The organism is Pantoea sp. GW821-FHT03E06 (assembly GCF_059420725.1).
The window spans coordinates 2,186,647-2,207,544 of record NZ_JBWKUG010000001.1 but is presented as its reverse complement, the minus strand read 5'-3'; the positions used below and the strand labels follow the sequence as shown (position 1 = coordinate 2,207,544).

The 20,898-nt window shown below is 48.5% G+C and carries 17 protein-coding genes and 2 tRNA genes; 12 read left to right on the top strand and 7 right to left on the bottom strand.

Annotated elements, in window-relative coordinates; translation table 11 throughout:
• The first annotated feature begins 19 nt into the window (after nucleotides 1-19).
• Both AC07WB_RS10275 and AC07WB_RS10270 read left to right on the top strand, forming a co-directional pair.
• Complete coding sequence (locus tag AC07WB_RS10275; protein ID WP_494940449.1) at nucleotides 20-1,942, top strand: DNA topoisomerase III; 1,923 nt, start codon at nucleotides 20-22, stop codon at nucleotides 1,940-1,942.
• Nucleotides 1,942-2,238, top strand: coding sequence for a YnjH family protein (locus tag AC07WB_RS10270; protein ID WP_097097170.1), 297 nt, complete (start codon nucleotides 1,942-1,944; stop codon nucleotides 2,236-2,238). Before AC07WB_RS10275 ends, AC07WB_RS10270 begins: the two co-directional genes overlap by 1 nt.
• A 33-nt stretch (nucleotides 2,239-2,271) precedes the next feature.
• Here the strand turns inward: AC07WB_RS10270 and xthA are convergent, their stop codons facing one another.
• The 5 genes from xthA to AC07WB_RS10245 all read right to left on the bottom strand — a co-directional run bounded on the left by xthA (nucleotide 2,272) and on the right by AC07WB_RS10245 (nucleotide 4,912).
• Nucleotides 2,272-3,078, bottom strand: a complete 807-nt coding sequence (gene xthA, locus AC07WB_RS10265; RefSeq protein ID WP_345829564.1) for an exodeoxyribonuclease III — start codon at nucleotides 3,076-3,078, stop codon at nucleotides 2,272-2,274.
• 118 nt (nucleotides 3,079-3,196) lie between these two features.
• A tRNA-Tyr gene (locus tag AC07WB_RS10260) sits at nucleotides 3,197-3,281 on the bottom strand.
• A gap of 40 nt (nucleotides 3,282-3,321) precedes the next feature.
• A tRNA-Tyr gene (locus AC07WB_RS10255) sits at nucleotides 3,322-3,406 on the bottom strand.
• Nucleotides 3,407-3,550: 144 nt separating this feature from the next.
• Nucleotides 3,551-4,399 carry a formyltetrahydrofolate deformylase gene (purU, locus tag AC07WB_RS10250; RefSeq protein WP_097097172.1) on the bottom strand — a complete coding sequence of 283 codons (849 nt, stop codon included), beginning with the start codon at nucleotides 4,397-4,399 and terminating at the stop codon, nucleotides 3,551-3,553.
• A gap of 57 nt (nucleotides 4,400-4,456) precedes the next feature.
• Nucleotides 4,457-4,912, bottom strand: a complete 456-nt coding sequence (locus AC07WB_RS10245) for a YchJ family protein (RefSeq protein ID WP_097097173.1) — start codon at nucleotides 4,910-4,912, stop codon at nucleotides 4,457-4,459.
• Between the two features lie 96 nt (nucleotides 4,913-5,008).
• Between AC07WB_RS10245 and rssA the strand changes: the two genes are divergently transcribed.
• From rssA to AC07WB_RS10220, 5 genes are all read left to right on the top strand, one after another.
• Complete coding sequence (gene rssA, locus AC07WB_RS10240) at nucleotides 5,009-5,914, top strand: patatin-like phospholipase RssA (protein ID WP_097097174.1); 906 nt, start codon at nucleotides 5,009-5,011, stop codon at nucleotides 5,912-5,914.
• 102 nt (nucleotides 5,915-6,016) lie between these two features.
• Complete coding sequence (rssB, locus tag AC07WB_RS10235) at nucleotides 6,017-7,033, top strand: two-component system response regulator RssB (protein WP_097097175.1); 1,017 nt, start codon at nucleotides 6,017-6,019, stop codon at nucleotides 7,031-7,033.
• Between the two features lie 193 nt (nucleotides 7,034-7,226).
• Entirely contained in the window at nucleotides 7,227-8,135 is a 909-nt protein-coding gene (galU, locus tag AC07WB_RS10230; RefSeq protein ID WP_007892362.1) for a UTP--glucose-1-phosphate uridylyltransferase GalU, read from the top strand.
• 23 nt (nucleotides 8,136-8,158) lie between these two features.
• Nucleotides 8,159-9,502: a UDP-glucose dehydrogenase family protein gene (locus AC07WB_RS10225; RefSeq protein WP_097097176.1), complete on the top strand. Its 1,344-nt coding sequence runs from the start codon at nucleotides 8,159-8,161 to the stop codon at nucleotides 9,500-9,502.
• Between the two features lie 14 nt (nucleotides 9,503-9,516).
• Nucleotides 9,517-10,524 (top strand): NAD-dependent epimerase, encoded by a 1,008-nt coding sequence (locus tag AC07WB_RS10220; RefSeq protein WP_097097177.1) that lies wholly within the window; start codon nucleotides 9,517-9,519, stop codon nucleotides 10,522-10,524.
• A 96-nt stretch (nucleotides 10,525-10,620) separates the two neighbouring features.
• Here the strand turns inward: AC07WB_RS10220 and hns are convergent, their stop codons facing one another.
• Nucleotides 10,621-11,028 (bottom strand): histone-like nucleoid-structuring protein H-NS, encoded by a 408-nt coding sequence (gene hns, locus AC07WB_RS10215; RefSeq protein ID WP_097097178.1) that lies wholly within the window; start codon nucleotides 11,026-11,028, stop codon nucleotides 10,621-10,623.
• 413 nt (nucleotides 11,029-11,441) lie between these two features.
• On the opposite strand from hns, the gene tdk reads away from it, so the two are divergent.
• Nucleotides 11,442-12,056, top strand: a complete 615-nt coding sequence (tdk, locus tag AC07WB_RS10210) for a thymidine kinase (protein WP_097097179.1) — start codon at nucleotides 11,442-11,444, stop codon at nucleotides 12,054-12,056.
• Between the two features lie 59 nt (nucleotides 12,057-12,115).
• Here the strand turns inward: tdk and adhE are convergent, their stop codons facing one another.
• The gene (adhE, locus tag AC07WB_RS10205; RefSeq protein WP_097097180.1) at nucleotides 12,116-14,791 is read right to left on the bottom strand and encodes a bifunctional acetaldehyde-CoA/alcohol dehydrogenase; all 2,676 of its coding nucleotides are present in this window, start codon (nucleotides 14,789-14,791) and stop codon (nucleotides 12,116-12,118) included.
• 446 nt (nucleotides 14,792-15,237) lie between these two features.
• Between adhE and AC07WB_RS10200 the strand changes: the two genes are divergently transcribed.
• From AC07WB_RS10200 to oppB, 4 genes are all read left to right on the top strand, one after another.
• A complete protein-coding gene (locus tag AC07WB_RS10200) occupies nucleotides 15,238-15,885 on the top strand; it encodes a YchE family NAAT transporter (protein WP_097097181.1) in 648 nt (215 codons plus the stop codon).
• Nucleotides 15,886-16,480: 595 nt separating this feature from the next.
• Nucleotides 16,481-18,094 carry an ABC transporter substrate-binding protein gene (locus AC07WB_RS10195; RefSeq protein WP_097097707.1) on the top strand — a complete coding sequence of 538 codons (1,614 nt, stop codon included), beginning with the start codon at nucleotides 16,481-16,483 and terminating at the stop codon, nucleotides 18,092-18,094.
• Nucleotides 18,095-18,251: 157 nt separating this feature from the next.
• Entirely contained in the window at nucleotides 18,252-19,892 is a 1,641-nt protein-coding gene (oppA, locus tag AC07WB_RS10190; RefSeq protein WP_097097182.1) for an oligopeptide ABC transporter substrate-binding protein OppA, read from the top strand.
• 80 nt (nucleotides 19,893-19,972) lie between these two features.
• Nucleotides 19,973-20,893 carry an oligopeptide ABC transporter permease OppB gene (oppB, locus tag AC07WB_RS10185; RefSeq protein WP_007892378.1) on the top strand — a complete coding sequence of 307 codons (921 nt, stop codon included), beginning with the start codon at nucleotides 19,973-19,975 and terminating at the stop codon, nucleotides 20,891-20,893.
• Nucleotides 20,894-20,898: the final 5 nt, after the last annotated feature.

Genomic DNA, 20,898 nt, shown 5'->3' with positions numbered 1-20,898 from the left:
TTAAGGAACGACGCCATCCATGCGTTTGTTTATTGCTGAAAAACCTAGCTTAGCGCGTGCGATTGCCGACGTGTTGCCGAAACCGCATCGTCGTGGTGATGGTTATATTGCCTGCGGGAATGACCAGGTTGTGACCTGGTGTGTTGGGCACCTTTTGGAGCAGGCGCAGCCCGATAGTTACGACAGCCGCTATGCGCGCTGGAATCTGGCCGATCTGCCGATCATTCCTGATAAGTGGCGCTTACAGCCGCGTCCTTCGGTAGCGAAGCAGCTGAAAGTGATCGAAGGATTGCTGCAGCAAGCCAGCGTTGTGGTGCATGCGGGAGACCCCGACCGTGAAGGCCAACTGCTGGTGGATGAGGTGCTGGATTACCTGCAACTCGCGCCAGAAAAACGCCAAACGGTACAGCGTTGCCTGATTAACGACCTCAACCCTTCGGCAGTAGAACGTGCCGTCGGGCGCTTGCGTGAAAATCGTGAATTTATTCCGTTGTGCGTGTCGGCATTGGCGCGCGCACGTGCCGACTGGTTGTATGGCATCAATATGACCCGCGCATGGACCTTGCTGGGGCGTAATGCCGGTTACGATGGCGTGCTGTCAGTCGGGCGTGTACAAACGCCGGTGCTGGGCTTGGTGGTGCGTCGCGATGAAGAGATTGAGAACTTTATCCCGAAGGATTACTTCGAAGTCAAAGCACACATCGTCACGCCAAAAGACGAACGCTTTGTTGCCAGCTGGGTGCCGAGTGATGCCTGCGAGCCTTGGCAGGATGAAGAGGGGCGATTGTTACATCGACCGCTGGCGGATCACGTGCTGGAGCGTATTAACGGCAAACCTGCGCTGGTCACCGGCTATAACGATAAGCGCGAATCGGATACTGCGCCGCTGCCGTTTTCACTTTCAGGCCTGCAAATTGAAGCAGGTAAGCGTTTCGGGCTCAGCGCGCAGACCGTATTAGATTGCTGCCAGCGGCTGTATGAGACTCACAAGCTGATCACTTATCCGCGATCTGACAGCCGCTATCTGCCTGATGAGCACTTTGCTGGGCGTCATGCGGTATTGAACGCCATACAGGCACATCAGCCCAATTTAACGCCACCCGCTGATTTTAATCCTGACCAGAAGAATCGCTGCTGGGACGATAAAAAAGTGGATGCTCACCACGCGATTATCCCCACCGCTCGCGCCAGCAAAGTGAATCTTACGGAAAATGAAGCCAGCATTTATGGGTTAATCGCGCGTCAGTATCTTATGCAGTTTTGTCCGGATGCGATCTTTCGCAAATGCGTTATCGATCTCGACATCGGCGGAGGAAAATTCATTGCCAAAGCACGCTTTTTGGCTGAGGCAGGTTGGCGTGCACTGTTAGGCAGCAAAGAGCGTGATGAAGAGAACGATGGCACGCCGCTGCCGGTAGTCAGCAAAGGCGATGAACTGCTGTGTGAGCGTGGTGAAGTGCTGGCAAAGCAAACGCAGCCGCCGCGTCCGTTCACCGATGCGACCTTGTTATCGGCAATGACAGGCATAGCGCGTTTTGTTCAGGATAAAGAATTAAAGAAAGTTCTGCGTGCGACCGATGGTTTAGGTACGGAAGCTACGCGTGCAGGCATTATAGAATTACTGTTCCGCCGCACTTTCCTGGTAAAAAATGGACGCTATATTCATTCAACGGAGGCTGGTAGGGCGCTGATTCATGCGTTGCCTGAAATGGCTGCCCGTCCGGATATGACGGCGCAATGGGAGTCCACACTGACACGCATCAGTGAAAAAGCCTGCCGATATGATGAGTTTATGCAGCCGCTGGTCAGCACCTTGATTGGGCTGATTGGTGAAGCGCGCCAGCGTCCCTCGTTACAGGCCTTTCGCGGATTGACAGCGCCTGGCCCAAAAAAGAAAGCCAAACCGAAAACGGCTCGTCGCAAAACCAAGGAGACAGAGTGATGCGGAATGTAATGATATTGCTCAGTGGACTGCTGTTATGCAGCACTGCCGCGCTGGCTAATCGCCAGCCGGAAAATAATCGAATGGGAAATACCGATGTCGTGGTAGATATGCCGCCAGAAGTCTGGACACAGGGACAAAATAATCGGCAAAGCAACTGCATGCAATGCTGTACCTATGAGAACCGCAGCTATTCAGAAGGGGCGGTAGTAAAGGCGGAAGGTGTATTACTCCAGTGCGGACGTGATGAGAAAGCGATAGGCACCAATCCGCTTATCTGGAAGATCATCAAATAAAAGCGCGTGGCGTAAAAACGCCACGCTGCTGTATCACAGCTTGAATGTTGACCAAACCGGTGCGTGATCCGACGGCTTTTCCATACTGCGAATGTCGTAATCAATGCCACTATCAACACAGCGCGAGGCCAACGGTTGGCTCGCTAACAGCAAGTCAATGCGCAGTCCACGGTTATCATCGAAGCCTTTTGAACGGTAATCAAACCATGAGAAACGGTCGTTGGTTGCTGGGAATTTATCGCGCCAGGTATCAACCAGCCCCCACTGCAGTAAGCGATCCATCCATTCCCGCTCTTCTGGTAGGAACGAACATTTCCCGGTACGCAGCCAACGTTTGCGATTATCCTCACCGATGCCGATGTCAAAATCAGTGCTGCTGATATTCATGTCACCCATGATTAACACCGGTTTATCAACGGCCAGCTGCTGCTCAAGATAGTTTTGCAAATCGCGGTAGAACTTCTCTTTGGCCGGGAATTTGGTCGGATGGTCGCGACTTTCACCCTGAGGGAAATAACCATTGATTACGGTAATATTACCGATAGAACTCGGTATTTCCGCCATGATCAAACGACGCTGTGCTTCTTCGTCATCACCTGGGAAACCACGACTCACGGTAATTGGTTCAGCTTTAGTCAGCAGCGCGACACCATAATGTCCTTTTTGCCCATGATAGAACACGTGATAGCCCAGTTTGCTAACGTCTTCGAGCGGGAACATATCGTCATGCACTTTGGTTTCCTGCAAGCCGATGACATCTGGCTGATGCTGTTCAACTAATGCTTCTAATTGGTGCGGGCGTGCGCGCAAACCGTTGATGTTGAAGGAGACAAATTTCATTTCGCTGCCATTTTTATCCGCAAAAGAGTGTCGGGATGGTAACGAGTTTTTCGGCAAAAGTCATGGTGCGTAGCGGGAGAAATCAACAAGTAAAGCGAAAGGGAGGGAAGACATTGGATGGTGGTGGGAGAAGGATTCGAACCTTCGAAGTCTGTGACGGCAGATTTACAGTCTGCTCCCTTTGGCCGCTCGGGAATCCCACCAGGGATGTTACATATTGTGGCTTCAGGGAGACGATTCAGATGGTGGTGGGAGAAGGATTCGAACCTTCGAAGTCTGTGACGGCAGATTTACAGTCTGCTCCCTTTGGCCGCTCGGGAATCCCACCACTGGCCTGAATCATTGCCTCTTAAAGCGGGGCGCATCATACCAAATGCGCTCAGCCTGTAAAGCACCGTCACTGAAAATAAAAATCGTTTGCCCACTTTTTATGCGTGGCGCTGAAGAGTTGTGCAGTTCAGCGCCAAAGCGGTTAAAGAATGATCGTGCGGTTACCGTAAACGAACACGCGCTGACCCAGCACTTTATACAGTGCGCGGCTCAATACATTCTTCTCTACATCACGTCCAGCACGCATCATCTCTTCTGCGGTATAGCTGTGATCGACGTTGATAACGTCCTGCATGATGATTGGACCTTCATCAAGGTTATCGTTCACATAGTGCGCGGTTGCGCCGATGATTTTCACGCCGCGCTCATACGCCTGATGATACGGACGTGCGCCGATGAAAGCCGGCAAGAAGGAGTGGTGAATATTGATGATCTGATTAGGGTAGCGCTGCACGAAGGCCGGTGTTAATACGCGCATGTATTTGGCCAGCACCACGTAATCCGGCTGATAGCGGTCAATTTCGTCTGCCATACGGTTATCGTGTTCTTCGCGCGTGTGGCCTTCATGACTCACCATCACAAACGGAATATCGAAGCGTTCGACCAACGAGCGCAGCGTTTCATGGTTACCAATGACCGCCGCAATCTCCATATCGAGACCGCCAAAAGCGCTTTTCATCAGCAAATCGCCCAGGCAATGTGCCTCTTTGGTGACCAGAATGACAACACGACGACGGCCTGCGCTCTGTAATTCACGCACTGATCCTGCTGGCAGTGCACCATCAAGATCGGCCAGCAAGGTGTTGTCGTTGAAAATACCTTCCAGCTCAGTGCGCATGAAAAAGCGCCCGGTACGGTGATCGACGAACTCATTATTTTGCACAATATTGAGCTCGTGCTTGTAGCAAATATTAGTAATTTTGGCGATCAGACCTTTCGCATCTGGGCAAATGGTACGTAATACTTTTCGTTGGATGGTTTGCGCTTGCATCTCGATCAGAGTCCTGTCAAAGCGATGAATGGTAAAGCCGTTGTGTATCTGTCCAGATTAGCCACAACATTTTTTGTATTTTTTATCGGAGCCACAAGGACAGCGATCGTTACGTCCCAACTCAGGTGTTGTTCCGTCTACATAGTACCAGCGTTGATCCTCGCGAAGAAAGCGTGAACATTCATAGATCGCCGAAGTACGGCCTTTTTCGAGGTATCGCGCAAAAAACGTTACGAAGGCTTCATTCTCATGGCTTCCTTGATTACAACAAGTTACATTCAAACCCAGCCATTCAGTACCGGAAAAACTTTCGGATAATAACGTCTCGAGATCCGCCACCCGTTTACTGGAGTGCCAGGTTGCAGCCAGCCAGGCAGCATTTTTAACAACATAGGCGGTGTAGCGTGAGCGCATTAATTGCTCAGCACTTAATGGGTTCGCTTGTCCAATCAGAAAGGGCTGACAACATAAGCTATACTCCTTTCCGCTGCAGCAAGGGCACTTTTCAGACACGTCATCTCCTGGAAGTGATTAAAGTAAATTAAAGCGTGCGCTATGGTAGCCGACTGTCAGGCGTGATGCTACGCAACAAGCCAATCACGAGGTGAGATGAGAAAAGTAAGGATCGGGCTGGCACTGGGTTCAGGTGCCGCTAAAGGTTGGGCACACATTGGTGTTATTAATGCGTTAGAACGAGCAGGCATTGAAATCGATGTTGTGGCGGGTTGTTCCGTCGGCGCGTTGGTTGGCTCAGCCTATGTGAATGGCCGGCTGGGTGTGATGGAAAAATGGGTGAGCGCATTCCGCTATTGGGATGTCATCCGTCTAATGGATCTCTCGTGGCAGCGCGGTGGTTTGCTGCGGGGGGATCGGGTTTTTAGCCATATCCGGCAACTCATCCCAAACGAGTTAATTGATGGATGCGATAAACCTTTTGGCGTTGTGGCAACCAATCTCAGTACGGGAAGAGAGGTGTGGTTAACGGAGGGAGATTTACATCAGGCTGTGCGTGCGTCCTGTAGTATGCCAGGCTTACTACCACCTATCGCTTACAATGGATATTGGTTGGTGGATGGTGCAGTAGTGAATCCCGTACCCATCTCATTAACCCGCGCGCTAGGTGCCGACATCGTTATTGCTGTGGATCTCCAGCATGACGCACACCTGATGCAGCAAGATTTACTTTCAGTGACACCGCAAAGCGGTGAAGAAGCGGCGGCAGTTGAAGCGCTGAGTTGGGGAAAAAAATTGCGTCAGCGCATTGTGGGTTTGACGCAACGCCGAGCTACTCAAACGCCGGGTGCGATGGAGATTATGTCTACGTCCATCCAGGTACTGGAAAATCGCCTGAAACGTAACCGCATGGCGGGCGACCCGCCGGATGTGCTGATTCAGCCGTTTTGTCCTCAAATTTCCACATTGGACTTTCATCGTGCAGAAGAAGCCATCGCGGCTGGCAAGGCCGCCGTTGAGAAAAAAATGGATGAACTATTACCGCTGGTCCGTAGCAGATAGTCAGGTTGTTCATTCACAGGTGTTGCTACTTCAGCCAATTCTGAAAGGCGCAACTGCATTTTATGAACCACTATTGAATTATCTGGTACGCAGGGGGAGAGAATGGAGAAACCGCTAATCGGCAAAAAGATTCTCATTGTCGAAGATGAGGTCGTTTTCCGTTCATTAATTGACAACTTATTGACCAACTTGGGCGCCAGCACATTAGCAGCAGGTGATGGTCTCGATGGCTTAACACTATTATCCGCGCAGTCGGTGGATTTGGTTGTCTGCGATCTTGAAATGCCGCGTATGGGCGGCATTCCGTTTGTTGAGCGTATTCGCAGCCGCGGCAATAACGTCCCCATACTGATTATCTCGGCAACGCAAAATATGGCCGACATTGCCCATGTGCTGCGACTGGGGGTACAAGATGTGCTCCTTAAGCCGCTAAAAAACCTTGAGCGCTTCAGAGAGGCGGTTTTTGAGTGCCTTTATCCCTCGATGTTCACGTCGAAAGTCGAGGAGGACGAGCAGCTTTTCCAGGATTGGGATGCGTTAGTCAGCGATCCCCTTGCCGCCTCCAAGCTGCTAAAACAGTTGCAACCACCCGTGCAGCAAACGATCGCCAATTGCCGCATTAACTACCGTCAGTTGACGATGGCAGAACAGCCGGGTTTAGTGCTGGATATTGCGGCACTGTCTGATAACGATCTTGCTTTCTACTGTCTTGATGTTACCAGGGCAGGTGACAACGGGGTTCTGGCCGCACTTTTATTGCGGGCGTTATTTAATGGCTTGCTACAGGAACAATTATCCGGTCAGAAACAGCGATTGCCAGAGCTTAATGGATTATTACGTCAGGTTAACATGTTGTTGCGGCAGGCCAATTTGAGCGGACAATTCCCGCTATTAGTTGGCTATTATCATCGTCAGCTTAAGAATCTGATTCTGGTTTCAGCTGGGCTTAATGCGACTTTGCATATTAATACTCATCAAATTCAACTCAGTAATGGTGTGCCGCTTGGTACTATGGGTAGCACACATCTCAACCAAATCAGCCAACGTGCCGATGCCTGGCAGTGTCATATCTGGGGCGCCGGTGGGAGGCTTCGCCTGATGCTATCAGCGGAAGAATAACCCATCGGATTAAAATTTTTCGCGGGTTGAAGACAGGACCAGGGGCAGGCTTTACACTTGGGTAATAGTCTTAAATTCCGCGGATTAACTCCATCCAGGATAAATCCGTCTGATAGTAACTGGTATACTCATTTCGTTTTTAAACCGACATATCAAGTATTAACTTGAACGGCCTATTAAGAGAGGTATTTAGATGTCTGCCTATAAGACTAAAGTAAAAAAAGCGGTAATCCCTGTTGCAGGTCTTGGTACGCGTATGCTGCCTGCGACGAAAGCTATTCCAAAAGAGATGTTACCGCTTGTCGATAAGCCGTTGATCCAGTATGTCGTGAATGAGTGCATTGCAGCAGGCATTAATGAGATTGTGCTGGTTACACACTCTTCTAAAAACGCCATTGAAAACCACTTTGATACCAGTTTTGAATTGGAATCAATGCTGGAAAAACGTGTTAAGCGCCAACTGTTGGATGAGATCCAATCTATCTGCCCACCGCATGTCACCATCATGCAGGTTCGTCAGGGCATTGCTAAAGGTTTGGGCCACGCGGTGATGTGTGCACATCCACTGATTGGTGATGAACCTTTCGCCGTTATCCTGCCCGACGTAATCATTGATGAATACGAATCTGATCCAACCAAAGACAACCTGGCAGAGATGCTGACTCGTTATGAAGAGAGTGGTCGTAGCCAGATCATGGTTGAGCCGGTTGCGGATGTCACCGCTTATGGTGTGGTTGACTGCCAGGGTGCCGATCTTGCCCCAGGCCAGAGCGCACCAATGGTTGGCGTCGTTGAGAAGCCAAAAGCTTCTGAAGCCCCGTCAAACCTGGCTGTGGTTGGACGCTATGTGTTATCTGCTGATATCTGGCCGCTGCTGGCTAAAACACCTCCAGGTGCGGGTGGCGAAGTTCAGTTGACCGACTCCATTGCTATGCTGATGGAAAAAGAGACGGTAGAAGCCTATCACCTGAACGGTGTAAGCCATGACTGCGGTAACAAACTGGGTTACATGCAGGCTTTTGTTGAGTACGGCGTTCGTCATCCAGTGTTGGGTAAAGATTTCACCCAATGGCTTGAAGGCGCAGTAGGCAATAAAAAGTAACTCAATAAACACAGGATAATTCAATGAAAGTCACTGTATTTGGTATCGGCTATGTCGGTCTGGTTCAGGCTGCGGTGTTAGCCGAAGTCGGACATGACGTTCTCTGTATTGATGTCGACGAAAAGAAAGTCGAAAACTTGAAGAAAGGTCATATTCCGATCTTTGAACCGGGCCTGACGCCGCTCGTAATGTCAAACTATGAGTCTGGTCGCCTGAAGTTCAGCACCAATGCGGAAGAGGGCGTAAATCATGGTGTAATGCAATTCATCGCTGTGGGTACGCCTCCCGATGAAGATGGCTCTGCCGATCTGAAATATGTGACCGCAGTTGCGCGCACCATTGCACAGCACATGAACGATCATAAAGTCGTTATCGACAAATCCACTGTGCCCGTTGGTACTGCGGATCGGGTTCGTGCGGTAATGACTGAAACCCTGCAGAAACGCGATGTAAATATTGCTTTTGACGTGGTTTCTAACCCGGAATTCCTCAAAGAAGGTGCTGCAGTTAATGACTGTATGCGTCCGGAGCGCATCGTGGTTGGTACTGACAACGATGAAGTTGTTGAATTGCTGCGTGAACTTTACGAGCCGTTCAATCGTAACCACGATCGTATGATCTTGATGGATATTCGCAGTGCAGAGCTGACGAAGTACGCGGCGAACTGTATGTTGGCCACCAAAATCAGCTTTATGAATGAGATCTCAAACCTGGCTGAGCGTCTGGGAGCCGACGTTGAGAAAGTGCGTCAGGGGATTGGTTCTGATTCACGTATCGGCTATCACTTCATCTATCCTGGCTGTGGCTATGGCGGTTCGTGTTTCCCGAAAGACGTACAGGCGCTGATTCGCACTGCTGAATCAATCGGTTACACTCCACGCCTGCTGCAGGCCGTTGAGGACGTTAACGACTCGCAGAAGAACAAACTGCCGACTTTCATTAAGCGCCATTTTGGCGACGATCTACGCGGCAAAACGTTTGCTCTGTGGGGACTAGCGTTCAAACCTAATACGGACGACATGCGTGAAGCATCCAGCCGTGTGCTGATGGAAACGTTATGGGAAGCTGGCGCAACAGTTCAGGCATTTGACCCGGAAGCGATGGATGAAGCTCAGCGCGTTTACGGCCATCGTGATGACCTGAAATTGATGGGCACCAAGGAAGCTGCGCTACAGGGAGCAGATGGCTTAGTGATTTGCACCGAATGGCAAAACTTCCGTGCACCAGATTTCGATGTCATCAAAACCGCGTTAAAACAACCCGTGATTTTTGATGGTCGTAACCTGTATGATCCAGAGCGTATCAACAAGCGCGGCTTTACGTACTATGCAATCGGCCGCGGAGCGTCTATTCAAATCGTAGAATAAATAATGAGGGATGTATGAAGTTTCTGGTCACCGGCGCGGCAGGTTTTATTGGATTTCACGTCAGCCAGCGCTTGCTGGCAGTGGGTCACCAGGTTGTCGGTATCGATAACCTGAATGACTACTATGATGTCAGCCTTAAGCAGGCCCGTTTAGATCAGAATGCTACACATCCCAATTTTATATTCGTAAAAATGGACCTGGCGGATCGCCAGGCCATTTCTTCTTTGTTCGCAGAACACAAATTTGAGCGTGTAATTCACTTAGGCGCGCAGGCTGGCGTACGTTATTCAATTGAAAATCCCCACGCTTATGCCGATGCTAATTTAATCGGTCACCTCAATATTCTTGAGGGCTGTCGCCATCATAAAATTGGCCACTTGCTATATGCCTCATCCAGTTCAGTTTATGGTCTGAACCGCAAAATGCCTTTTTCAACGGATGACTCCGTTGACCATCCTGTTTCACTGTATGCGGCCACAAAAAAAGCTAACGAGTTGATGTCGCATACTTATTCGCATCTCTATCAACTGCCAACCACTGGATTACGTTTTTTCACTGTTTATGGTCCATGGGGACGCCCAGATATGGCACTTTTCAAATTTACGCGTGCGATGTTAGCAGGTGAGAAAATTGATGTTTATAACAATGGGCAAATGACCCGCGACTTTACCTATATTGATGATATAGCCGAAGCGATTGTTAGATTGCAGGATGTTATCCCGCAGCCAGATGAAGCCTGGACTGTAGAAGCAGGCTCACCGGCAAGCAGTTCTGCGCCTTATCGTGTTTACAACATTGGTAATAGCCAGCCAGTCAGTTTAATGACATATATTGAATCGCTGGAAAAAGCGCTGGGAATTGAGGCAAAGAAAAATATGCTGCCAATGCAGCCTGGCGATGTGTTGAGTACCAGTGCTGATACGCAACCGCTTTATGAGGCGATTAATTTCCGTCCGCAAACCGGCGTAGAGCAGGGTGTCAAAAATTTTGTTGATTGGTACCGAAGCTTCTATCAACAATAAATCTCTATGAAAAAAGGAAGCCTTTGGCTTCCTTTTTCTTATCTGGTGTAAAGTGAACGCGCTCTTCACTAATCACAATTCGAAGCACTGGAGAGATTACAGCAGGAAATCGTCCAGTTTTTTACCTTGTTCTTCAATAGCTTTTTTAATCACAGCAGGCGTACGTCCCTGACCGGTCCACGTGCGGTTGTCACCGTTCTCATCAACATAGGAATATTTAGCTGGACGAGCAGCACGCTTGGTTTTACCCGGTGCTTTCGTTTCAGATAAAGCCTGCAATAGCTCATTTGGATCGATGCCATCCGCAATCAACATCTCACGATATTGTTCCAGTTTGCGATTACGTTCTGCATTTTCCGCTTGTGCATGGGAATCTTCTTCACGACGCTCGTTGACCACAACTTCGAGCTTTTCCAGCATCTCTTCTAATGTTTCCAGAGAGCATTCACGAGCTTGTGCGCGCAATGTACGGATATTATTAAGAATTTTAAGTGCTTCGCTCATTGTCCTAATCTCAAAATATAATAAATGGGAGTGGTTCTGCCAACTCATAATAGTGGTGCAAAAAAATAACTGCAATAGCCAGATTTAAAAGCAAAACGTAAATTAAAAAATAGAGGTGGGTTTTGAACGCTGCGCAAAATATATTTACGCGTTTTGTAACTTTCTTTGGTAGTGATTTTGTACGGTATGCTTGGCATTCCGTGAATTCCTTCACGTCAGTGGTAATAGTAATGAATCAAATATTAGCGCATGAACTACTTTATCAAATTGTGCTATGTTCGTAATGTAGACATCTAAAGAGTGTGTTGCTGTTGTTAAATTGAGCAGATGATAAAAATAATGCATCGCTACAGCTTTACAACTTTATGGTAAACTGCGGCGCAACGAATATAGGTTGCGATGAGATCCTTCTAATGGCCCAACTTTATTTTTATTACTCTGCGATGAATGCAGGTAAATCAACGGCTCTACTACAATCTTCCTATAATTACCATGAGCGCGGTATGCGTTCACTGGTTTATACCGCAGAAATTGATGATCGCTTTGGTGCCGGCAAGGTCAGTTCACGCATCGGACTATCGTCTCCGGCTTTTTTATATAACGCTAACACGCAACTGGATCAGGAAATAGCCAACGAGCATGCTAAGCAACCCGTGCATTGCGTGCTGGTCGATGAAAGCCAGTTCCTCACGCGAGAACAGGTTAGGGCATTGTCTAATGTAGTAGATAATCTGGATATTCCCGTATTGTGCTACGGCTTACGCACGGACTTCCGCGGTGAGCTATTTATTGGCAGCCAATATTTACTGGCTTGGGCTGATAAACTTGTCGAGCTAAAAACCATCTGTCACTGTGGCCGTAAAGCTAGCATGGTGTTACGCCTCGATGCCAACGGAAAGCCTTTCAGTGAGGGGGAGCAGGTCGTAATTGGTGGCAATGAACGTTATATCTCTGTGTGCCGCAAACATTATAAACAAGCTATTGATGAAGGCTCATTAAGAGCGATATATGGGACACAACAACCGTAGGCTTAGTTTTTAGGCAGATGAAAAAACCCGCCGAAGCGGGTTTTTTAAGTTAAAACTATTTAGGCTTTCTTGGTTTTCTTCTCGATTTTCACTTCTGCTTTTGTCTCAGCAGCTTTTTCACTGTAAGACTCAGAGAATTCACGACCGTAGAAGGTATCCAGCATAATTTGTTTCAGTTCAGCAATCAGCGGATAGCGTGGGTTGGCGCCAGTACATTGGTCATCGAATGCATCTTCTGCCAGTTTGTCTACTTTCGCGAGGAAATCAGCTTCCTGTACACCCGCTTCGCGGATAGAGGTTGGAATTCCCAGCTGTGTTTTCATCTCTTCCAGCCAGGCCAGCAGTTTTTCAATTTTCTGCGCGGTACGGTCGCCTACAGCTGAAAGTCCCAGATGATCGGCCACTTCAGCATAACGACGGCGTGCTTGAGGGCGGTCATACTGGCTGAAAGCCGTCTGCTTAGTTGGATTGTCATTCGCGTTATAACGAATCACGTTTGAGATAAGCAGCGCATTAGCAAGGCCATGCGGGATGTGGAACTCAGAACCCAGTTTATGCGCCATAGAGTGACATACCCCAAGGAATGCGTTAGCAAACGCAATACCCGCGATAGTCGCTGCATTGTGAACACGCTCACGTGCAACCGGATTTTTAGCGCCGTCACGATAGCTGGCAGGCAGGTTCTCTTTCAGCAATTTCAGCGCCTGAAGTGCCTGACCATCTGAATACTCATTGGCTAATACTGACACATAAGCTTCAAGTGAGTGTGTCACCGCATCAAGGCCGCCAAATGCGCAGAGAGAACGCGGCATATCCATCACCAGATTAGCATCAACAATTGCCATGTCTGGAGTTAGTGCATAGTCCGCAAGCGGGTATTTCTGGCCTGTTGCATCATCAGTAACTACCGCAAATGGAGTCACTTCAGAACCTGTACCAGAGGTGGTGGTGATGGCAACCATACGTGCTTTCACCCCCATTTTTGGGAACTTATAGATACGTTTACGGATGTCCATAAAGCGCAGCGCCAGCTCTTCAAAATGCGTTTCAGGGTGTTCGTACATGACCCACATGATTTTTGCAGCGTCCATCGGTGAACCACCGCCGAGGGCAATGATCACGTCAGGTTTGAAACTGTTCATCTGTTCCGCGCCTTTACGCACAATGCTCAGCGTTGGATCTGCCTCAACTTCAAAGAACACTTCGGTTTCAATGCCGTGTGATTTCAGTACGCGAGTAACTTGATCGGCATAACCGTTATTGAACAGGAAGCGGTCAGTAACGATGAAGGCGCGTTTAGCTCCGTCAGTTGCCACTTCTTCAAGGGCAATCGGCAGTGAGCCGCGACGGAAGTAGATAGACTTCGGAAGTTTATGCCACAACATATTTTCAGCTCGCTTGGCCACGGTTTTCTTGTTGATGAGATGTTTAGGTCCCACGTTTTCAGAAATGGAGTTACCCCCCCATGAACCGCAGCCCAGTGTCAGTGACGGAGCCAGCTTGAAGTTATACAGGTCACCGATACCGCCTTGTGACGCTGGGGTATTGATAAGAATACGAGCGGTTTTCATTTTATCGCCGAAGTAGTGTACGCGCTCAATCTGATTATCCTGGTCGGTATACAGACATGAGGTATGTCCAATACCACCCATAGTTACCAGTTTTTCCGCTTTATCAACGGCGTCGTGGTAATCCTTAGCGCGATACATGGCTAATGTCGGTGATAATTTTTCATGCGCAAACGGTTCAGACTCGTCCACCAGCTTCACTTCACCAATAAGAATTTTGGTGTTTGCCGGTACGGTAATCCCCGCCAGTTCGGCAATTTTCGCTGCCGGCTGTCCTACAATGGCGGCATTCAATGCACCATTTTTCAGGATAATGTCCTGAACGGCCTTCAGCTCCTGGCCCTGCAACAGGTAACCACCGTGGCTCTCAAAGCGTTCACGTACAGCGTCATATGCTGAATCAACCACAATGACAGATTGTTCAGAAGCACAAATCACGCCGTTATCAAAGGTTTTCGACATCAGAATTGATGCAACTGCACGTTTAATGTCGGCTGTTTCATCAATCACGACTGGGGTATTGCCCGCGCCAACGCCAATGGCAGGTTTGCCAGAGCTATACGCCGCCTTCACCATGCCTGGACCACCGGTGGCAAGGATTAAATTGATATCTGGGTGATGCATTAATTGATTCGACAGTTCAACCGATGGGGCATCAATCCAGCCAATGATGTCTTTCGGTGCACCTGCAGCGATTGCAGCTTGCAGAACAATATCAGCCGCTTTATTCGTGGCATCTTTTGCGCGCGGATGTGGGGAAAAGATGATGCCATTACGGGTTTTCAGGCTAATCAACGCCTTGAAAATAGCAGTAGAAGTTGGGTTAGTGGTGGGTACAATACCGCAGATTAAGCCAATGGGTTCGGCAATGGTGATGGTGCCAAAGGTATCGTCGGTTGCAAGGATACCGCAGGTCTTTTCATCTTTATAGGCATTGTAAATGTACTCTGAAGCGAAGTGGTTTTTGATCACTTTATCTTCAACAATACCCATGCCAGATTCGGCGACGGCCATTTTGGCCAGTGGAATACGGGCATCTGCAGCGGCGAGGGCGGCAGCGCGGAAAATTGCATCCACTTGTTCCTGACTAAAATTAGCGAATTCACGCTGTGCCTTTTTAACACGCTCTACCAGTGCATTAAGTTCGGCAACATTAGTAACGGCCATAGTGCTCTCCTGAAGGAAGTTAAACTCTTTTAGTAAACAAGCCTGATCCAGAAGTATAGTCACGTTAAGCTTATAAATTGCTCAAGTTAACGACTGTATTGTCTTTGCTTACTAAAAGGGTTTCCTGGTCAAGATGCCTAAGCGCTCCGGAAGTGGTTTCGATGGGGTAAGATTACCCCTGTTGAGGTAGGTAAATAATGATTTGGATCAATTCGAACCCAAGCTGACACCTTTCAGCACTAACTTTCGCAAGTAAAGTTAGTGTGCTTTGCCACATTCTCTGAACGCTGAAGCTGCATCGTTATAACTTTTGAGTAACAGCAGTCAGATAAACTGGTTATGACCGCGACAGGTAGCATAATTTTCTGCCTTTACCTCTGGTTTTACGCCCGGCTTTTGCACTACATTAAGCGCGATTTTTAATTCAGACCTTACCGGAGCCCACTTTGAATCCCGTACTACTCGATCTTTCCGGCTACATTAAGTTTTTTGTCGGGTTGTTTGCCTTAGTGAATCCGGTGGGCATCATCCCGGTTTTTATCAGTATGACCAGCTACCAGGGTGTAGCGGAGCGCAACAAAACCAATCTTACGGCAAATTTGGCCGTCGCCATCATTCTCTGGACTTCCCTTTTTCTCGGGGATGGCATTTTACATGTCTTTGGTATCTCAATTGATTCGTTCCGTATTGCGGGGGGAATCTTGGTTGTCACCATAGCGATGTCGATGATCAGCGGGAAGCTCGGGGAAGATAAGCAAAATAAGCAGGAGAAGTCTGAGAGCGCCATTCGTGAAAGTATTGGCGTGGTGCCACTGGCCTTACCATTAATGGCGGGGCCCGGTGCGATAAGTTCAACCATCGTCTGGAGCACGCGCTATAACAGTTGGCAAAATTTACTTGGCTTAAGTATTGCGATTGCCATTTTTGCTTTTAGCTGTTGGCTTCTTTTTCGTGCTGCACCTTTAATGGTTCGGTTACTTGGTCAAACGGGGATTAACGTCATTACGCGTATCATGGGCTTATTATTAATGGCTTTAGGTATCGAGTTTATCGTAACTGGCATGAAATCGATTTTTCCTGGACTCCTTAACTGACCCCACATTTATTTTTTTGTAACGCCGCATGCTTGACCCAAAATGGTGCGCGCAAGTGATTAATTGCACCATTTTGGTTATTTTATTCTTGTTGCTAAAGTCATCGCAGCCATCATCACTTTTACTACTAACTTTTGTAGCCCGCATCTAAAAGCGCTTCAATATTGTTATAATTATCACAGATAAATCTTCTGCCTAATTCGTACTAATTAGCATGTCTAAAAGGTTATTCGCCAATTCAATAACGAATAGTAGGGATGATGAGGAGTTATATGGTTATATTGGAATAACTTATTAAAAAATAGCTAAGATGGATAGATTACATGCAAAATCATCAAAAATTATTTTAAAATCAAAAAATTAGATGATAATTCTGGATAAAAATTAACTCTTTCACTGCATGTCCGATCGTGATAAAAGAGAATCTGCTAACATTTTTGCAGTTTAGCTTTGGCGCGCGGGCAACGGTTCTGATAATTTCGGCTCATCCACAAATTTTTTATCTGATAGCGACAAATGTGTACGCTTTTTGCTTACATCCTATCAGGCTTATGAGTAAGGTTGATATTTGTTGATGAAATGCATGGTAGCGAAAATGGCTGCACCTTCGGTGCTAGCCTTATGCCTTGCGGGAATAGTGGCACAGAGCCAGGCAGCACAAATCCCGGCTGGTACCCCATTATCAGATGTGCAACGGATTGTTATTAATAATGGCAGTGAAGTAGCAACATTAGATCCGCAAAAGGCAGAAGGCGTGCCTGAATCGAATGTCATGCGTAATTTACTGGAAGGGCTCGTTGAAACCGACAATAACGGACAACTGGTGCCAGGCGTCGCCAGTTCGTGGCAAAGTGACAACGGCCGTATTTGGACTTTTACGCTGCGCAACGATGCGCGATGGAGTAATGGCGAACCGGTAACCGCGCATGACTTCGTTTATAGCTGGCAGCGTCTGGCCGATCCTAAAACCGCGTCGCCCTATGCCAGCTATTTGCAAACAGCACACCTTGAAAATATTGACGCTGTTCTATCTGGCAAAGCTGCGCCTGGTGAACTCGGCGTTAAAGCTCTCGACGACCATCACCTTCAGGTTACCCTTTCTGAACCCGTTCCCTATTTTGTTGCCATGCTGGCGCACAGTGCCATGAAACCGGTTTATCGTCCGGCCATTGAGCAGTGGGGTGAGCAGTGGACACAGCCGAATCACTATATAGGCAATGGCGCTTTTACATTAAGTGAATGGGTGGTGAATGAAAAAATCGTGGTTAAACGCAATCCTGACTATTGGGATAATGCACATACCGTAATCGAGGAGGGTGTGTTTTTACCGCTCTCCTCGGAAAATAGTGATATTAATCGCTATCGCAGCGGGGGGACCGATATGACTAACAGCGCGGTCCCGCCAGAGATGTTTAAAAAACTGCAGCAGGATCTCGGCGACGAGGTCAAAGTCAGCCCTCTTTTATGCACGTTTTACTATGAAATTAATAATAAAAAAGCGCCTTTCAATGATGGGCGCGTGCGTGCCGCTTTGAAGTTAACACTTGACCGCGACATAATTGCGCAAAAAATTATGGGGCAAGGACAAATTCCTGCCTATGGCTTAACACCGCCGTTCACCCACGGCATTACACTCTCTCCTCCTGCCTGGGCACAACAAACCCAGGCAGAGCGAAATGCCACGGCGAAAGAATTATTAGCGCAGGCGGGTTTTAACCCACAAAATCCGCTGCGTTTTACGCTGTTGTATAACACATCTGAGCAGAATAAGAGGCAGGCGATTGCTGCAGCATCAATGTGGCAAAAGAATCTCGGTGCTGTGATCACATTACAGAATCAGGAGTGGAAAACACTACTTGAAACGCGGCATCAGGCGCAGTACGACGTGGTCCGTGCAACCTGGTGCGCCGATTATAACGAACCGTCAACTTTCCTGAATATGTTATTAAGCGGTTCGTCGATTAATACGGCCTTTTATAACAGCCCAGAATTTGATCAATTAATGAAGCAAACACTCACGCATTCGGATGAAGCAGGCCGTGCCTCGCTTTATCAGCAGGCGGAAGCGCAACTCGATAAAGACTCGCCCATTGTGCCAGTCTATTACCGCGTTAGCGTGAGACTGGTTAAGCCTTGGGTTGGCGGCTTCACCGGTAAAGACCCGCAGGATATGCTGGCGTTGAAATACTATTACATAAAGAAACATTGAGTAATGTATCGATCCGACGCTACAGTCGGACGGCACTTTACCGTGGTAAACCCTAAAGGGTGATTCGGGTCTTCGTTCAGACAGGCGAAGACCACCCGAAAAGGGGACGCCAGGCGATGAATCGACCTGGTAAAGATAATAAAACTGGAGCGTAATAATGAACAACATCACGAAAAAAAGCCTGATTGCTGCAGGCGTATTAGCAGCAATCGGCGCGCTGGCAGGGAATGCCGCGCTGGCAGCAACAGTGCCAGCAGGCGTTGAATTGGCAGCAAAACAGGAGTTGGTCCGCGGTAACGGCGATGAGGTACAGTCGCTGGATCCACACAAAATTGAAGGTGTGCCTGAAGACAACATCGCGCGTGACCTATATGAAGGCCTGATCACCAGCGATAGCGATGGCAAGCCGGTACCGGGCGTGGCTGAAAGCTGGGAAAATAAAGATTATAAAGTCTGGACCTTCCATCTGCGCAAGAACGCTAAGTGGTCTAATGGTGAGCCGGTAACCGCACAAGATTTCGTTTACAGCTGGCAGCGTCTGGTCGATCCAAAAACCGCATCCCCGTACGCTAGCTATCCACAATATGGCCACATCGTGAATGTTGATGACATCATCGCTGGCAAAAAGCCAACCTCCGATCTTGGTGTCAAAGCAATTGATGATCATACGTTGGAAGTGACGCTGAGCGAGCCGGTGCCGTACTTCTACAAGTTGCTGATTAACTCCGTCATGTCTCCGGTATATAAACCCGCCATCGAAAAATTTGGCGATCAGTGGACCCAACCGCAAAACTGGGTGGGCAATGGCGCCTTTAAACTTGAATCACACGTAATTAACGAGCGTGTGACGCTGGTGCGTAATCCGCAATATTGGGATAACGAGCACACCGTATTGAACAAAGTGACGTTCCTGCCTATCAACTCCGAAGTCAGTGATGTTAACCGTTACTTCTCTGAAAACGGCAGCGATATCACTTATAACAACATGCCCATCGAGCTGTTCAAAAAGCTGCAGCGTGATAATGGCAAAGAGTTGATGGTGAAGCCGTATCTCTGCACCTACTACTACGAAATTAACAACCAGAAAGCCCCGTTCACCGATCCACGCGTACGTACCGCACTGAAGCTTGGTCTGGATCGTGACATCATGGTGAACAAAGTGTTGGCTCAAGGCCAGCAGCCGGCTTACAGCTTTACTCCGCCAGCCACCGATGGTATGGAACTGTTGCCACCAGATTGGTTCAAGTGGGATCAGAACAAGCGTAATGAAGAAGCGAAAAAACTGCTGGCTGAAGCGGGTTATACCGCAGATAAACCGCTGACCTTCAATCTGCTGTACAACACCTCCGATCTGCATAAAAAACTAGCGATCGCCGCTTCTTCTATCTGGAAGAAAAATATCGGTGTGAACATCAAGCTTGAGAACCAGGAGTGGAAAACCTTCCTGGATACGCGCCATCAGGGCAACTTTGATGTTTCCCGTGCCGCATGGTGTGCCGATTACAACGAACCCACATCGTTCCTGAACATCATGCTGTCTGACAGCAGCAGTAACACCTCACATTATAAGAGCGCTGACTTCGATAAAGTTATCCACGATGCCGTTAAAGCCACAGACGATAAGGCGCGTGTAGCGGATTATCAGAAGGCAGAGCAGATTCTGGATAAAGACAGCACCATCGTGCCAGTTTACTACTATGTCAACGCACGTCTGGTGAAGCCTTACGTGGGTGGTTATACCGGTAACGATCCGCTGGATAAAACCGTCGATAAAAACCTGTATATCATTAAACATTAATAGCACTCAGGCTATCGACAGTGGCGGTGCTGCGGCACCGCCTTTTTAATTTGTGAAGCAACAGCCTGGTAGGTACGGCAATGTTAAAATTCATCCTGCGTCGGCTCCTCGAAGCCATCCCGACGCTATTTATTCTCATCACCATCTCTTTCTTCATGATGCGACTGGCACCCGGCAGTCCATTTACCGGCGAGCGTGTGCTTTCGCCAGAGGTGATGGCAAATATCGAAGCGAAATACCATCTCAACGATCCGATAGGCAAACAATACCTGAGCTATCTGGTGCAGTTAGCACACGGTGATTTTGGGCCATCGTTCAAATACAAAGATTACTCGGTGAATTATCTGGTAGGCCATGCCTTCCCGGTTTCAGCCAAACTCGGCCTGGCGGCATTTTTCCTCGCCGTGGTGCTGGGCGTGACGGCCGGCGTCATCGCGGCCTTAAAGCAAAACAGTCTGTGGGATTATGCCGTGATGGGGGTCGCGATGACCGGCGTGGTGATCCCCAGCTTTGTCGTGGCACCATTACTGGTGCTGGTCTTTGCGATAACCCTACGCTGGCTGCCTGGCGGCGGCTGGAACGGCGGCCAATGGAATTACATGCTGCTGCCGATGGTGGCGCTCTCATTGGCCTATATTGCCAGCATCGCGCGTATTACCCGCGGTTCGATGATTGAAGTGATGCACTCAAACTTCATCCGTACAGCACGCGCTAAAGGCTTGCCGCTGCGTCGTATCGTGCTGCGCCATGCGCTGAAGCCCGCTATGCTGCCAGTCTTATCCTACATGGGGCCAGCATTTGTCGGCATTATCACCGGTTCAATGGTGATTGAATCTATCTATGGTTTGCCTGGCATCGGTCAGCTGTTCGTTAACGGGGCACTGAACCGAGACTATTCGCTGGTGATGAGTCTAACCATTCTGGTTGGCGTTCTGACCATTCTGTTTAACGCGATCGTTGATGTGCTCTATGCCGTTATCGATCCAAAAATCCGTTACTGATTGTG

Coding starts and splice junctions, on each gene's coding strand:
- AC07WB_RS10275 (WP_494940449.1), top strand. CDS start 20: ATGCGTTTGTTTATTGCTGAAAAACCTAGCTTAGCGCGTGCGATTGCC.
- AC07WB_RS10270 (WP_097097170.1), top strand. CDS start 1,942: ATGCGGAATGTAATGATATTGCTCAGTGGACTGCTGTTATGCAGCACT.
- xthA (WP_345829564.1), bottom strand. CDS start 3,078: ATGAAATTTGTCTCCTTCAACATCAACGGTTTGCGCGCACGCCCGCAC.
- purU (WP_097097172.1), bottom strand. CDS start 4,399: ATGCAAGCGCAAACCATCCAACGAAAAGTATTACGTACCATTTGCCCA.
- rssA (WP_097097174.1), top strand. CDS start 5,009: ATGAGAAAAGTAAGGATCGGGCTGGCACTGGGTTCAGGTGCCGCTAAA.
- rssB (WP_097097175.1), top strand. CDS start 6,017: ATGGAGAAACCGCTAATCGGCAAAAAGATTCTCATTGTCGAAGATGAG.
- galU (WP_007892362.1), top strand. CDS start 7,227: ATGTCTGCCTATAAGACTAAAGTAAAAAAAGCGGTAATCCCTGTTGCA.
- AC07WB_RS10225 (WP_097097176.1), top strand. CDS start 8,159: ATGAAAGTCACTGTATTTGGTATCGGCTATGTCGGTCTGGTTCAGGCT.
- AC07WB_RS10220 (WP_097097177.1), top strand. CDS start 9,517: ATGAAGTTTCTGGTCACCGGCGCGGCAGGTTTTATTGGATTTCACGTC.
- hns (WP_097097178.1), bottom strand. CDS start 11,028: ATGAGCGAAGCACTTAAAATTCTTAATAATATCCGTACATTGCGCGCA.
- tdk (WP_097097179.1), top strand. CDS start 11,442: ATGGCCCAACTTTATTTTTATTACTCTGCGATGAATGCAGGTAAATCA.
- adhE (WP_097097180.1), bottom strand. CDS start 14,791: ATGGCCGTTACTAATGTTGCCGAACTTAATGCACTGGTAGAGCGTGTT.
- AC07WB_RS10195 (WP_097097707.1), top strand. CDS start 16,481: ATGGCTGCACCTTCGGTGCTAGCCTTATGCCTTGCGGGAATAGTGGCA.
- oppA (WP_097097182.1), top strand. CDS start 18,252: ATGAACAACATCACGAAAAAAAGCCTGATTGCTGCAGGCGTATTAGCA.
- oppB (WP_007892378.1), top strand. CDS start 19,973: ATGTTAAAATTCATCCTGCGTCGGCTCCTCGAAGCCATCCCGACGCTA.